The following is a 14,132-nucleotide window of genomic DNA, read 5'->3' on the forward strand; positions in this document are numbered from 1 at the left end:
AATTCCTAGTGGGTGGGATGCCTGAGGGCCCGAGGCTCCAAACCGGCGTCCCGCATACCAGTCAAAAAGCTTACCAGACATCATTCCACGTCGCGCTACCAGGAGATTTCAATGCCCCTTGCCCCGACGCACTTTCGCGCCCTGCTCGTCGATGAAACCGCCCCGCGCGTGCGCATCGAGCGGCTGCCGGCCCAGCGGCTGCCCGACGCCGCAGTGATCCTCGCGGTGGAGTACTCTGCGCTCAACTACAAAGACGCCCTGGCGGTCAGCGGCCGCGGCAAGATCGTGCGCCGGTTTCCGATGGTACCGGGTATCGACGCGGCAGGCCGGGTGATCGAATCAAACGACCCGCGCTACCCGGAGGGTAGCCAGGTGGTGGCGACCGGCTGGGGCATCGGTGAGCGCCATTGGGGTGGCTATGCCGAGCGCATGGCCGTCGATCCCGACTGGCTGGTACCGCTGCCCGAGGGGCTCGACGCGCGTCGCGCGATGCTGCTCGGCACCGCCGGGCTGACCGCGATGCTCGCGCTGCTCAAGCTCGAGCGCGCCGGGATCGCCGCCGACCAGGGAGCGGTGCTGGTCAGCGGCGCCAGCGGCGGGGTCGGCGCCTGGGCGATCGCCCTGCTCGCAGGGGCAGGCTATGAGGTCCATGCACTCAGCGGCAAACCCGAGCAGCGAGAGTGGCTGCGCGCGCTCGGCGCCAGCGAAGTGCTGCCCCGCGAAGGATTCGTCGATGACGTACGTCCGCTCGGATCAACGCGCTGGGCAGCGGCGGTGGACAACGCCGGTGGCGAGATTCTCTCCGCCATCCTGCCGCGGATCCGCCCCGAGGGCGCGGTCGCGGCGATCGGACTCGCCGCGGGCATGACACTCGCCACCACAGTGGCTCCCTTCATCCTGCGCGGCGTATCGCTGCTCGGCATCAATAGCGTCGAAACCCCGTACGCCCTGCGCCTCGAGGCCTGGGACAGGCTCGCCAGGCTGCCCGCCGCCCGCTTCGCTGAGATCGACGCGGGCACGCTGACGCTCGACCAGCTCGAGCAGGCATCGAACCAGATGATCGAAGGCAAGCTGCATGGCCGCCACTTGGTCGTTCCTGGCTGATGAGCGCAGGCTGATCGCCACCAGCACCTTAATTACACATTTTGTTTCGATTTGAATCGAATTCCATAAATACCTATGATGGATCGCTCGTTCCGAAATCCAAGAATCGATGACAACCCCTTGAGCGAGAAAGAAATTCCGTCACCCGAGCCGCGCTGTCGTGCCTCGAGGGGATGACGCATCGATCCAGCAAGGCAATCTGTCATGAGCGACGATCCGCAATCGCAAGACGAGGTCAGGATCAGGGTGCGCAAGCTGAGCAAGGTGTTCGGCAAGCATCCCGACCGCGCCCTGGCGCTGCGCGACCAGGGCCTCGATCGCGCAGCGATCCTCGAGCGCACCGGCGACACCCTTGGCCTGTCCAACATCGACTTCGAGGTCAGAAGCGGCGAGCTGCTGGTGATCATGGGGCTTTCCGGCTCGGGCAAATCGACCCTGATCCGCTGCCTCAACCGCTTGATCGAACCGAGCGAGGGCGAGATCTCGATCGAAGGCGACGAGATCACCAGGATGGACACCAAGCGCCTGCGCGAGTGCAGGCGCCGCCATTTCTCGATGGTGTTCCAGCATTTCGCCCTGTTCCCCCACCGCAGCGTGCTGGCCAACGCCGAGTACGCCCTCGAAATTCGGGGCATGCCCAAGGCCCAGCGCCAGGAGAAGGCGCTCGACGCGCTCAAGCGGGTCGGCCTCGAGGAGTGGAAGGACGCCTATCCACGCCAGCTCTCCGGCGGCATGCAACAGCGCGTCGGCCTCGCCCGGGCGCTGGCCAGCGACTCGAGCGTGATGCTGATGGACGAGGCGTTCTCCGCCCTCGACCCGCTGATCCGCCGCGACATGCAGCAGGAGCTGGTCGGGCTGCAGCGCGAGCTCGACAAGACCATCGTGTTCATCACCCACGACCTCGATGAGGCGCTCAACATCGGCGATCGGATCATCCTGCTCAAGGATGGCGAGATCGTGCAGGTCGGCACGCCCGAAGAGATCCTCACCCACCCCGCCAACGCCTACGTCGAGCGCTTCGTCGAAGGGGTCGACATGAGCCGGGTGCTGACCGCACAGGCCGCGATGCGACGCCCCGTGGCCCCGATCACCCTCGACGCGACGCCGGGCGAAGCGCTCGCGCGGATGGACGAGGGCGGTGTCGATACCCTCTATGTGGTCGACGACGAGCAGCGGCTCGCCGGCATTCTCGAGCGAGGCGCTTTGGTCCGCGCCTGCGCGGGGGAGGCACCGCCGCTGGCGACTTTGATCGAGCGCGAGGTACCGCGCGTGCTGCCCGCAGAGCCGCTCCACCACCTCTTCCCGATGTTCAACAAACGCAACTACCCGATCGCCGTGGTCGATGGCGAGGGCCGGCTACGCGGTGTAGTGGTGCGCGGCGCGGTACTGGCCCAGCTCGCCGAGGTCGGCCGTGAAGCACCTTCCCCCGAACCGGCGCCCAGCCTGGCACCGCTCGACGGCCCCTCGGCCACAGGAGTCTCATCATGATCGACGTGCCACGCATCCCTCTCGGCGGTTGGATCGAAGCTGGCCTCGACTTCCTCACCGGCCACTATTCGCATGTCACCCGGGCGATTTCACGCTTTACCCGCAGCAACATTTCATCGCTCAACGACCTGCTGATGTCGGTGCCCCCCTGGGCGATGATCGTGGTGATCGCCCTGCTCTGCTGGCGGATATCAGGCTACCGGCTGGGTGTCTTCGCGATCCTCGGGCTCTCGCTGATCTGGAACCTGGGTCTCTGGCAGCCGACCATCCAATCGCTGAGCCTGGTGGTGATCGCGACCCTGGTCGCGATCGTCATCGCCCTGCCGATCGGAGTGCTCGCCGCGCTCTCGGACGGCTTCAACCGCGTGGTGATGCCGATCCTCGACTTCATGCAGACCATGCCGGCGTTCGTCTACCTGATCCCGGCGATTCCGTTCTTCGGCATCGGCGCGGTGTCAGCGATCTTCGCCACGGTGATCTTCTCGATGCCACCGGCGATCCGCTTCACCGCACTCGGCATCCGCCAGGTGCCCACCGAACTCGCCGAAGCCGCTGACGCCTTCGGCTCCACCCGGATGCAGAAACTGCTCAAGCTGCAGCTGCCCTTGGCACTGCCGACCGTGATGGCGGGCATCAACCAGACCATCATGCTGGCGCTGTCGATGGTAGTGATCGCCGCGATGATCGGCGCCAACGGCCTCGGCGCGGAGGTCTGGAGCGCGATCCAGCGGCTCCAGCCCGGTGCCGGCTTCGAGGCCGGCATCGCGGTAGTGATCCTGGCGATGCTGCTCGACCGCATCACCCAGGCGATGAAGGGGCGCGAAGCCGCGCGATGAAGCCGCGCAATCACAACCAAGAGCAAGGAGCGAAGACAATGCAACTGACCAAGACGCTAGGAACATCGCTGATCGGCGCACTGGCGCTAGGCGCGCTCAGCGGCCAGGCGCTGGCTCAAGACAAGGGCTCGGTGAACATCGCCTACGTCGAATGGGCCGACAACATCGCTTCATCCAACGTGCTCAGGGTGGTACTGGAGCAGCAGGGCTACCAGGTCGAGACCACCTCGCTCTCGGCGGCGGCAATGTGGCAGGCGGTAGCGTTCGGGGACGCCGACATGATGACCGCTTGGCTGCCGACCACCCACGCGCAGTACTACAGCCAGCTCCAGGATCAGGTCGAGAACCTGGGCCCGAACTTCGAAGGTACCCGCCTGGGGCTCGTGGTGCCGAGCTACGTCGAGGAGGTGAACTCGATCGAAGACCTTGCCAGCCACGCCGACGAGTTCGACGACGCCATCACCGGCATCGATCCCGGCGCCGGGATCATGAGCATCACCGAGCAGGCGATGGAGGACTACGGACTCGATGACCTGGAGCTCACCACCGGCAGTGACGCAACCATGACCGCCGCGCTCGGCAGCGCGATCGCCAATCAGCAGCCGATCGTGGTCACCGGCTGGACCCCGCACTGGATGTTCTCGCGCTGGGACCTCAAGTACCTCGAGGACCCGCAGAACGCCTTCGGCGAAGCCGAGCAGATTGACACCGTGGTGCGCGAGGGCCTCGAGGACGACGATCCCGAAGCCTACTGCATCTTCAACAACTTCCGCTGGAGCCCGGATGAGATGGGCGCAATGATGCTGCTCAACGAGCAGCAGGGCAGCGATCCCTATGAAAACGCCAAGCAGTGGGTCGCCGACCACCAGGCGCTGGTCGACAGCTGGACCGAAGGCTGCCAGCAGGGCTGAGCCGCCCTGCCCCTCGACCATCGAGGTTTGCTCCGACACCCCCGGGCCGTAAGGCCCGGGGGTGTTTCGTCCAGGCGCGCCGGACGCCAAGCGGCGGAAAGCTTAGGCTACGACGGCTAACCACCTGCCTCGGGCTTCCAGCGTTGCCGCCGCTTCGCTGGAAGCTCATGTGCCTGGACGTAAGCGGTCAAGAGCAGGATGAGCTGTGCTTCGAGGCAGGCCTCGAACCCGGCCGGAGCAAGCCCTTCGAGCACGGTCCGCACAGGTCCGACGAGGGCGTCCAGCGCAATAACGGCCGCCACGGCGGGATCGTCGAAATGGGCATCGGGGGCGCTCGCCAGCATCGCCGTGATCGCCTCCACGAGGCGCGCATGCGCTCGAGCGGCCAGCTCAGCGCCGCGACGAGCAGCGCGTCGCGGTTTGGATAGTACTGATAGAGGCTACCGACCGACATGCCCGCGCGCTTGGCGACGCGCGTCGTCGTGCAGCGGCTCAGGCCCTCCCGGATCAAAACCTGAACGGTGGCGATATGCAGCGCTTCGACGGTGGCTGTGGAGCGGGCCTGTACCGGGGATTTCCGCGGCTCTAGCGCCGATGTGTCTGTGCTCAAGGAATGCGAATTCAAGAACTGAGAGATCCTTCATATACTGCCTTGAACGCAGCTTGGCAAGGGGACTCGACATGACCAGCATCAACGAGATCGGCACCTTCTCCGCGAAGGAATTGACCCAGGCGGTGCATGACAATCTGTGCAACCTCGCACTCGACGTGCCGGACGAAGTGCTCCCCGCGCTCGACGACATCGCGGCCGCCCGCTAGCGACTATGCTCGGCCAGCCAGTGGCGGAATTCGCGCATCGGCAGGTTGAGATGGCGATGCTCGGGGATCAGTAGGGTCAGGCCGCCCGGGCTCGGTAGCCGGTCGGGCAGTGCGAGCACCAGCTGGCCCTGGCGAATCTCGTGGTCGAACAGGCGCGTCCAGCCCAGGGTCACGCCCTGCCCGGTGAGCGCTGCATTGATCAGCAGCTGGTAGCTATTGGCGCGCAGGGTGTGCTTCGGCGTACGCCAGTCGAAATCGAGCATCTGATACCAGCGCCGCCAGGTCATCCAATCGTTGTAGTGGTCCTCGAGCACCAGCAGTACATGCGCCTCGAGCAGCGCGCTCGAGTCCGAGATCGGCCCCATCTGCTCCAGGTAGTGCGGCGCGCAGAGCGCGGCGATGCTCTCGCTTTCGAACACGGGCTCCACCCTGACCCCGGGCGGTGGCTCGTGCTCGAGCAGATAGTAAAGCCCCAGGTCGAACTCGGCGAGATCCAGCGAGAAAGGGTCCTCGACCACCAGTAGACGAATCGCGGTCCCCGGATGCTGGGCGCGAAAGTCCGGCATCAGCCGGGAAAGCCAGAAGGAAGCGATGGTCGGGCTGGCGGCGATGGTCAGCTGGCGTTCACTGGAGGTTCGACGCAGCTCGACCGTGGCCTCGCCGAGCTCGCGCAACAGACGCTGCACCACCTTGTAGTAGCGCTCCCCCGCCGGTGTCAGGCGAAGCCCCGCGGACTCACGGAAGAACAAGCCACGGCCGAGGTCCTGCTCGAGACGCTTGATCTGCCGGCTCACCGCGCTCTGGGTCAGGTGTAGCTCCTCGGCGGCACGGGTCACGCTCAGATAGCGCGCCGCCGCCTCGAACGCGCTCAGGCAGTTGAGCGGCGGTAGCGGATCGCTGCTCGGCGACATCGGCTTGGACTCCTCGCCTGGACGGGTAGCGCAGGAGGGTAGCATAGTCGCCCTGCCATCTCGTTCGCAGAGAGGTCGCTGGCCCGCAGCTCAAATGGCATAAGCGCGGCCCTCGCGGCGCTCATGCCGATATATACGCTCCCATAGCGCGTCCGAGCACTGCGCAGCTAAACGGCGATCGAGCAGGAACTCTGAACGCATAGTGCGCAGCTGGCTCGACGTCTGGCATGCCTCATAGCGCGGACTTCCCCCTTCCAGCAGGGCCCGTGCGCGAAGATTGAAGTCCAAAGCGAACAGCCCTCCGATGCAGGCAACGACCAACTGCATCGACCAGAAAAGTTTCATCGTCCTGCGACTGCTTCTCTCCCGCCGTCTGATCAAGCATTCCCCATGCATGAGCGCGTTAGCCAGCGCAAAGTAGATGCAGGAGGTCATCAAAACGCCCGCGATCCAGGCTGCCTGTTCTCTTGGCAGCAGGATGACCTGGGCTTCTTGATTGACCATTGCCCAATAGATGTTCCACATCGGAAGCAGCATCAGCATCGCCAATGGCGCCAGAAGCCCGATCAAATACACTATGGAAAGCACTCTTCCCCAACGAGGAAATCGTCGAGAAGTCATGAAACAATAATCCCATATCTTTGACAGCATACTCATCGGCCTCTCCGATAATATTCGACGCAAAAAAACCAATGCTTTCATAACGCGCAACCGATTCGCTAAACGAACGTTATGCTTACGATCATCAACTAACGTCAATCGTCTCAAAAATAACATCGGATCATAAAATAAAATCAGCATCGATTGAAACACCTATGACATCATCCCATGAGACTCTAGTGTTGGCATAAGAATAGTAGACAATCTCCATATCTGACTCCCCATTGCCAGTGCGATCAGCTTCGATAACCATCATAAATGAATCAGCCATTTCATTGGCAGGCATCGCCTCTCGATTCCAGCGCAGCTCTCCAGGAGTAGCGGAAAACTCTCCATCTCCGATCCATTCAAATTCCTGAATGCCTTCCCGGATCAAATCTGCATCCAAGCCGGAAAGGTCGATGAGGTCCGGTTCAAGATGCATGAAACTGAGATTGTTGGGAATATAGGAGATGTAATTGAACCAATAGGCCTCTGCATAGCCGATGAAGCCATGGATCGTCTTGGAGGTGATACTCTCGGCTCCGGGATCATTGAAGTCTCCTTCCCTGAAGAGCACGCGGTTGCTACCACCACGAACTTCGAAGACATCATCACCCGCGCCTCCCATCAACGTGGTACCGCCGAGGAGGTTACCCACCAGCCAGTCGTCATGATCGCTACCGATCAAGATATCGATGTTCTCGTAGATGTCATCGCTACGCAGCTCCATGGGCAATCCACGAGGCATCGAGGGATGGATCTCCTGCATGTTCTGCTCGTTGAGATAGTAAGGTATTTCCAGGGAATTCAGACCATCTGGATTATCTATGATCAAATCGTTCTTGATCGGGTAGCCACTCAGCTCAACATAAACACTGCTAGAACTACCGGAAAAGTCGAGGATATTGAGACCCGTACCGCCAACAATATGATACTTTAACGCCATCTCTACTGCACCGATCTCGCTTGCCATATTAGCGATCTCATTGGGCTGGGGGCGAAACCAATTGATTCCATCTCCGCCGATCATTTGGTTGAAACCAGCATCGCCAAGAAAGAGCACCGCCCCGTCGGCTACCTGGACCTGCTTGTCGCCTTGTGCATCCTCCGCTATCTCGGAGAAATCAATCAGGCTAGGAAACTCGCTTGTCAATTCAACTTTTTCGTCAGCCGATTCGGCATTGATAAAATCCTCAATCATTTGCTCCGAAAGACTTGTGTTGATCGCTTCGATGACCGGCAAGCGTTCAGCCAGTTCATCGGGGTTCTCGAGATACTCAATGCTGAACTCATAGAAGTGTTCGCTGCTGATCTCGTGCGGATCGTTACTTTCAGGCTCACGACCAAACAGATCGTACATTCGATCTCGAACAGACGCTTCCACCTCTAAATATTCGAATCCTCCACTGAAAATCAACCCCAGCGCGACTGCTACAGGTATTGGTAACATCACCGTAAATGCAGTCGTAAACACGAGCGCCGCGAGCATCACCGCCTGAGTGCCGACCGCCACCTCCGTCGGCGTTCCTTGCTTCAAGTCATGGTGCAGCGCGGCCCCAAGCCCGGCGAACTGGATGACCGAGCTGTTGATGAGAGCAAAATTCTTCAGCGCACTATGGCCCTGAGGGCCCAAGTTGCCGAACGTCTGGGCGAGATAGGCCGGCAAATTGCCGAATTCAGATAGCGCTTGCCGAATCAGCGCCTCGCTGACCGCCTGGTCCGACTCGGGGTCGCGGTAGTGTGGATCGATGCTCTCCCTGTTCCCCTGGTAGTGGGCTTGGTTAGCAGCCAGGATCTGTGCGACCTGCCTCTCGACCGACCTGCCGCTCGAGATGGCGTGAAAATTATCGTCCATGAACAAATCGCCGAACGAATTCGTAGGACCAAGCTTGGCATAGACGGTGATGGGGCTGAGCTGGGTAACGGACATGGCGCCTTCTAATGCCATTAATGATAACGATTATTAATAGCATTAGAAGGCGACACTCATCTATCCAGAGCCGTCAGAAAATATTAATTTTAATTTAATAAAAAGCCGCCGCCCTCACCGGGACGGCGGCGTTCCTATGCGGGCACCCGTTCAGATCGCGCTGCGAGGGATGGTGGTACGCCAGGTCTTGCGGTGGACTTCGCGTCCGCCTTCGCGCGCGACCTGGCTGGCTTCGAGGTGGAAGTGCTCCTCGTCGCAGCTGAGCGCGTAGCGGCTGTCGACCTCGATCGAGAACACGCCCTCGCCCTCGTGTCGCCCGGCGCTGTAGTGCCAATCGATCTCGGCGCGGGTGCGCGAGGCATCGTCGGGGTGGCTGACGTAGACCTCTAGGCAGCGCTGGTCGACCTCGAGGCCGTGGTCGAGGAAACGCACCTTGCCCATGTCGTCCTCGATCACCACGCTGACCTCGCCGCTGCCGACATCCTCGCTGACCGTGCGCTTCGGCGTCGCTGGACGCAGGGTCTCGAGCGCGCAGGGCGTGGCGCTCTCGGCCGGCTCGAAGGGGTCATCGACGTAGCCGAGCCTGGACACCGGCAGCTCGAGCCTGGGCTCGCCGGGCAGCAGGGTAAGATCGGCGCGTCGCTTGGGCGACCACACCAGCGGGAAGTTGGCTGAGGAGAGCGAGACCCGCAGCCTGTGCCCCTTGGGCAGCCGGTAGCCGATCATGTCAAGCTCGAGGCGCACCTTCATCGGTTTGCCTGGCTCGACCGGAGAGATCCGGCTCGGGTCGTCGCGCAGCAGCAGATTGAGGGTGGCGTAGGTGATCAGCGCGCTCTCGCCACTCGGCGCCACGTCGCACAGCCGCACGTTGAGCTGGCCGCAGTCGGCGGCGCTGGCGAGCTTCAGCTCGATCCTCGGCTGGCCGAGGATATCGAGACCATCGCGATACGGCGCGGTGTCGAAGGTGAGCGCTAGGCCATCGTCGCGCCGCTGGTCGGTGGGGAAGTCGGCACCGAACCAGAGCGGGATGTACTCGCCCTGCTGGGCACCGGCGGTAAGCGGAGACGCGATCGGACGCGGCTCGGAGAGACCGGCGCCGTATTCGCTAAGCCCGGTGTCGGAGAGCAGCAGCGAGCGTCGCTCGATCTCGAGCGACGATGCCGGCCAGCCCGAACATCTCACCCACCGCCCGGGGCGATGGGCGTACTTCGGCGCCGGCGGCAGGCCATCCTGCAGATAGAAAGTCGCCGGCGGCTCGTCCATCACCCCGGTATCGATTCCCTTCAGGTGCTGGTCCCACCAGCGCAGCGCCTCCTGAAGGAAACCGATCGCCGGGCCCGGCACGGCGAAGTGCGGGTACTTGTGCATCCAAGGGCCGATCAGTGCCTTCTTCGGTCCCTTGAGATGCGTCATCATCCGCGGGATCGAATTCATGTAGGAATCGGCCCAGCCGCTGACCATCAGTACCGCTGCCTCGACGTCGGCGTAATCCTCGCAGATCGAGCCGTGGCGCCAGTATTGGTCACGGGTCTGGTGGCGCAGCCAGGTGTCGGCGAGCAGCGGCATGCCGTCGAGCCGCGCCTTCCACATCTCGCGCCAGCGCTCGCCGACCAGCAGCGGATCGGGGGCGGCCGAGGAGAAACTCAGCATCGTCGCCGCCCAGGCGAGGTTCTCGAGCAGCATGTTGCCGCCCTTGTAGTGGATGTCGTCGGCGTAGCGGTCGTCGGTGGAACAGAGCGTGACCACTGCCTTGAGCGGTTCGGGCTTGAGCGCTGCGACCTGCAGGCCATTGAAGCCCCCCAGGAGATGCCCATCATCCCGAGCTTGCCATCGCACCAGGGCTGGGAGGCGATCCACTCGATCACCTCCAACGCATCGGCCTGCTCCTGGGGCAGGTACTCGTCGTGCATCAGCCCGTCGGACTCACCATTGCCGCGCATATCGACCCGCACGCAGGCATAGCCATGGCCGGCGAACCAAGGATGAGTCAGCTCGTCACGCACCGCGGTGCCGTCGCGCTTGCGGTACGGCAGGTACTCGAGGATCGCCGGCACCGGATGCTCGTCGGCATCCTCCGGCAGCCAGATCCGCGCCGCCAGCCGCGTGCCGTCGGCCAGCGTGATCAAAGTGTGCTCGATCTCGCGCACCCGATGGGGAAACTCAGTCCTCGTCTTCACTTACGCTATCTCCTTGACCACCGATTCAGCGCCTTTCTTTTCCATCGCTTCCGTCCCGACCCGTTCAAGATCGGACGCATTCTGGATCAAACGCCAAAGCGAGCCACTTGCGACCAGGATCATCAGCATCGCCGGCAGCCCGCCTAGATTGGAAAGCATCTTCACCCCATCGACGCCGACGAAGCTGACCATCACCCAGGCGACTACGCCGACCGTACAGCCCCAGACGATCTTCATCCGCAGGCCCGCGTTGAGATCCGAATCGGCGGTCAGCCCGTAGGTGCAGAGATTGCCGATCGCGTCGGTGTTGGAGTCGGCGGCGGTGACGTAGGAGATGTAGGCGATGAACAAAAGCGTCGGGATCATCAGCCAGGTCAGCGGCAGCTGGCCGAACAGGGCATAGAGCACCTGCTCGACGCCGAGGGTGTTGAGCACGCTGTAGAGGCCGTTCGGCTGCGCCATCGAGGCGTCGAAGTGCAAGGCCGAGCCGGAGAAGATCGAGATCCAGGTGATCGCGAACAGCGCCGGGTAGACCAGGTTGACCCGAAGGAACTGGCGCACCGTGTAGCCGCGCGAGATCTTGCCCAGAAAGAGCGCTGTAACCGGTGCCCAGGCGAACCATACCGCCCAGTAGAAGATGCTCCATGAGTGCGACCAGTCGTCCCCGGCGGCGGCGCCGGTGAACAGGCTGAGGCGGAAGAAGCCGTCGAGGTAGGCGCCCAGCGACTCGACCCCGAGGCTCAAGATGAAAAGCGTCGGCCCACAGAGAAAAACGAACAGCCCCAGCGCGAACAGCAGCCAGGCATTGAACGAGGAGAGCTTGGCGATGCCATGGTTGAGTCCCGAAGCGGCGGAGGCGACGAAGGTCACCACGATCACCATGATCACCAGCGCCAGGCGCATAGGCGTGGTGGTGCCGCCGAGGTACTGGTTCAGCCCACCGACGATGGTCAGGGTACCGGTGCCCAAGGTCGAGGCCATGCCAGCGACCAGGGCGAACAGCGCCACCGAGTCGATCAACCCACCGAAGCGTCTGACCCCCGGGCCGAACAGCGGCTCGAACAGGCTCGAAATCGAAAAACGCATCCGCCGGTTGTAGAACACCAGGGCGAACAGCAACGCAGGCACGGCGTAGATCGCATAAGGCGTGAACGACCAGTGCAGGAACATCGCCGACATCGCGAACAAGCGCGCTTCGGCCGAGCCGGGCTCGAGGTGCAGCGACTCGGGCGGTGCATGGAGATGATAGAGCGGCTCGGCGGTGGTCCAGAACAGCACGCCGACCGCGAGCGTGGTGCAAAGCGTGATCGAGAACCAGCGCCACGGGGTCAACAGCGGCGTCGCCTGGGCACCGCCGATCCTCACCCGGCCAAGGGGTGAGGCGTAGATCACCACCGCGAGCCCCAGCAGGTAGAGGCTGCCGAGGCTGAACAGCCAGGAAAACTTGTCGAGGATGAAATCGTTGATCATCCCGCTCACGGCGAGGAAGCCATCGAGATTGAGGTAGCTCGCGGCAACCGCCGCAAACAGAACCAAGAATGTCGGCCAGAACACCAGCGGCCGAATCGAGTGCTTCATCGTCACTCCTCTTTGATTATCGTTGGATGTTGGAAACGCACTCGTCGCCGGCGTTACGACCGACCGGCCATGCGCGAGAGGTGCTCCATCTAAACGACTCCCGCGCCGTAGCGGCAATCGATCAATGCGCATGACCCCATTCCGCCAGGGAATACCCCTTACGTTGCAACGGTGGAGAACGCAGCGCGCCGACGCCCCTTCTCCAGGGCATCGGCGCATGAATGGCAGCGATTGGAATGACCGCAGGTAATGCCCGTCAGTATCTCTCGATCAGCGGGGTGAGATCGCTGGAGAGCGCCTGGAGCACATCGGGCCAGACCAGGTAGGGGGTCGCCGCACGACCGTTGAGCATCACCGCGAAAGCGCCCCAGCGCCCGGATGAGGTGCGAAAGTAACCCGCGATCGCACGCACCGGCACCGGCTGGTTGAGCGTGCCGGTCTTGATCATCACGCTGCGCTGGAACAATGGATCGCCGCGACGAATGAACCTCGCTGCGCCGTTGCCGGGAGTCTGCATCGCGCTGACGAAGGTCGGGAACAGCTCGGCGCGCCGGTACATCGCGTCGAGCAGCGCAACCAGCCCGTGGGCGCTGGTGCGGCTGTCCGGCGTCAGCCCGCTGCCGCTGGCGAGACTCACCGGACCATGACCAGGGACCGTGTCGACGAACCGCTCGAGTGCCGCGGCTCCGCTGGCCAGGCTCGGTGGCTGGCTGGCGGAGAGCCCGATGGTGAGCACGTCGGCCATGAAGTTGTTCGAGTAGTTGAGCATGTCCATCAACGCCATCTGCAGCGGCGGACTCTCGACCGCGGCGAGCTCGCGGGCGCCCGCCGGCGGCGGGGTCGCATCGATGGCGAAGCCCCTTGCCACGCGGATCCCACTCTGGGCGAACAGCATCTCGAGCGTCGCCAGGGTCTGCTGGGCGGGATCGGAGGCCGAGCGGTAGACCGACTGCGGCCCGTCGGCGACCGAGACCTGCCCCGAAAGCGTCAGGGTGTCGCGACCGTTAGCGGTGGTGCGCCGCGCGTTGAGCCGGGTCGGCTGGCCCTCGGCGACGGTGTTTACCTCACCGCTCACCGCGACCAGCGGCCGCGAGCTGAAACAGCCGCCGACCAGAGCAGGCGCCCCGGGACGCGTCGGCAGCAGCCGCACGCACCAGGCCGCATAGTCGACCGCCACCGGGGAGAGCCGTGCATCGTAGGAGCTCATCGTCGCATCACGCGCGCTGCAGCGATCCGCCACCCCGCACGGCTCGGGGCCGAACTGCCACTGGGCGAGCCGCACCCGGCCGTCGATGCGCTCGATACCGCGCGCGGCCAGCTGCTCGACCAGAGTCCAGTAGCGCTCGGTGGTCATCGCCGGATCCCCACCGCTGTCGAGGACCAGATCGCCATGCAGCGTAGCGCCGCGCTGCTCGCCGTCGCTGACCAGTCGAGTGACGAAGCGATGCTGCGGCCCGTAGCGGCCGAGCGCCGCGGCGGCGATGTAGAGCTTGGAGAGAGAAGCCGGGGCAAGCGAGCGTCGCGGGTCGAGCTCGCCGAGCACGCGGCCGTCGTCGAGCATGCGCACCTCGGCACTGATGTCGAAGCGGCCGTCGGCCAACGCCTGGAGCGTCGGCAGTCCCGCGGCTTGGACCAGCGCAGGCGTACCGAAAGAAAGGCCGAGCAGCAGCAAGGGGGCCAACGGCGATCGCCGGGCGGTGAAACGGATCAGGCGCAGGAACACTCGGCGACTCCTC

At 63.4% G+C, this 14,132-nt stretch carries 11 protein-coding genes and 2 pseudogenes; 5 read left to right on the forward strand and 8 right to left on the reverse strand.

The features are described 5' to 3' along the window. Positions 1-111 precede the first annotated feature (111 nt). From A5892_RS18225 to A5892_RS18240, 4 genes are all read left to right on the forward strand, one after another. On the forward strand, positions 112-1,104 hold the full coding sequence (locus A5892_RS18225) for an acrylyl-CoA reductase family protein (RefSeq protein ID WP_064124002.1): 993 nt from the start codon (positions 112-114) through the stop codon (positions 1,102-1,104). A 204-nt stretch (positions 1,105-1,308) separates the two neighbouring features. Beyond that, positions 1,309-2,592: a quaternary amine ABC transporter ATP-binding protein gene (locus A5892_RS18230; protein ID WP_064124003.1), complete on the forward strand. Its 1,284-nt coding sequence runs from the start codon at positions 1,309-1,311 to the stop codon at positions 2,590-2,592. After that, positions 2,592-3,428, forward strand: coding sequence for an ABC transporter permease (locus A5892_RS18235; protein ID WP_064124608.1), 837 nt, complete (start codon positions 2,592-2,594; stop codon positions 3,426-3,428). The genes A5892_RS18230 and A5892_RS18235 overlap by 1 nt, the downstream gene beginning before the upstream one ends. A 38-nt stretch (positions 3,429-3,466) precedes the next feature. Continuing rightward, positions 3,467-4,339: a glycine betaine ABC transporter substrate-binding protein gene (locus tag A5892_RS18240; protein ID WP_064124004.1), complete on the forward strand. Its 873-nt coding sequence runs from the start codon at positions 3,467-3,469 to the stop codon at positions 4,337-4,339. Positions 4,340-4,455: 116 nt separating this feature from the next. Here A5892_RS18240 and A5892_RS20850 read toward each other — a convergent pair whose 3' ends face one another. Together A5892_RS20850 and A5892_RS21045 are read right to left on the reverse strand one after the other, a co-directional pair. Further along, on the reverse strand, positions 4,456-4,701 hold the full coding sequence (locus A5892_RS20850; RefSeq protein WP_223302730.1) for a hypothetical protein: 246 nt from the start codon (positions 4,699-4,701) through the stop codon (positions 4,456-4,458). A 92-nt stretch (positions 4,702-4,793) separates the two neighbouring features. After that, a pseudogene (locus A5892_RS21045) lies at positions 4,794-4,964 on the reverse strand (hypothetical protein); the annotation flags it as partial. 56 nt (positions 4,965-5,020) lie between these two features. Between A5892_RS21045 and A5892_RS20575 the strand changes: the two are divergent. Next, complete coding sequence (locus A5892_RS20575; protein ID WP_190295635.1) at positions 5,021-5,158, forward strand: hypothetical protein; 138 nt, start codon at positions 5,021-5,023, stop codon at positions 5,156-5,158. Here A5892_RS20575 and A5892_RS18250 read toward each other — a convergent pair. From A5892_RS18250 to dacB, 6 genes and pseudogenes are all read right to left on the reverse strand, one after another. Then, the gene (locus tag A5892_RS18250; protein ID WP_064124006.1) at positions 5,155-6,069 is read right to left on the reverse strand and encodes a LysR substrate-binding domain-containing protein; all 915 of its coding nucleotides are present in this window, start codon (positions 6,067-6,069) and stop codon (positions 5,155-5,157) included. The two genes, A5892_RS20575 and A5892_RS18250, sit on opposite strands and share 4 nt — an antisense overlap. A gap of 90 nt (positions 6,070-6,159) precedes the next feature. After that, positions 6,160-6,870 (reverse strand): hypothetical protein, encoded by a 711-nt coding sequence (locus A5892_RS18255; protein ID WP_150123599.1) that lies wholly within the window; start codon positions 6,868-6,870, stop codon positions 6,160-6,162. Beyond that, positions 6,851-8,641 carry a hypothetical protein gene (locus A5892_RS18260; protein WP_064124008.1) on the reverse strand — a complete coding sequence of 597 codons (1,791 nt, stop codon included), beginning with the start codon at positions 8,639-8,641 and terminating at the stop codon, positions 6,851-6,853. Before A5892_RS18260 ends, A5892_RS18255 begins: the two co-directional genes overlap by 20 nt. A gap of 150 nt (positions 8,642-8,791) precedes the next feature. Beyond that, a pseudogene (locus A5892_RS18265) lies at positions 8,792-10,695 on the reverse strand (CocE/NonD family hydrolase); the annotation flags it as partial. 123 nt (positions 10,696-10,818) lie between these two features. After that, a complete protein-coding gene (locus tag A5892_RS18270) occupies positions 10,819-12,396 on the reverse strand; it encodes a BCCT family transporter (protein ID WP_064124009.1) in 1,578 nt (525 codons plus the stop codon). 256 nt (positions 12,397-12,652) lie between these two features. After that, the gene (dacB, locus tag A5892_RS18275) at positions 12,653-14,119 is read right to left on the reverse strand and encodes a D-alanyl-D-alanine carboxypeptidase/D-alanyl-D-alanine endopeptidase (RefSeq protein WP_150123600.1); all 1,467 of its coding nucleotides are present in this window, start codon (positions 14,117-14,119) and stop codon (positions 12,653-12,655) included. Positions 14,120-14,132: the final 13 nt, after the last annotated feature.

The organism is Halotalea alkalilenta (assembly GCF_001648175.1).
Taxonomy (GTDB): Bacteria; Pseudomonadota; Gammaproteobacteria; order Pseudomonadales; family Halomonadaceae; genus Halotalea; species Halotalea alkalilenta_A.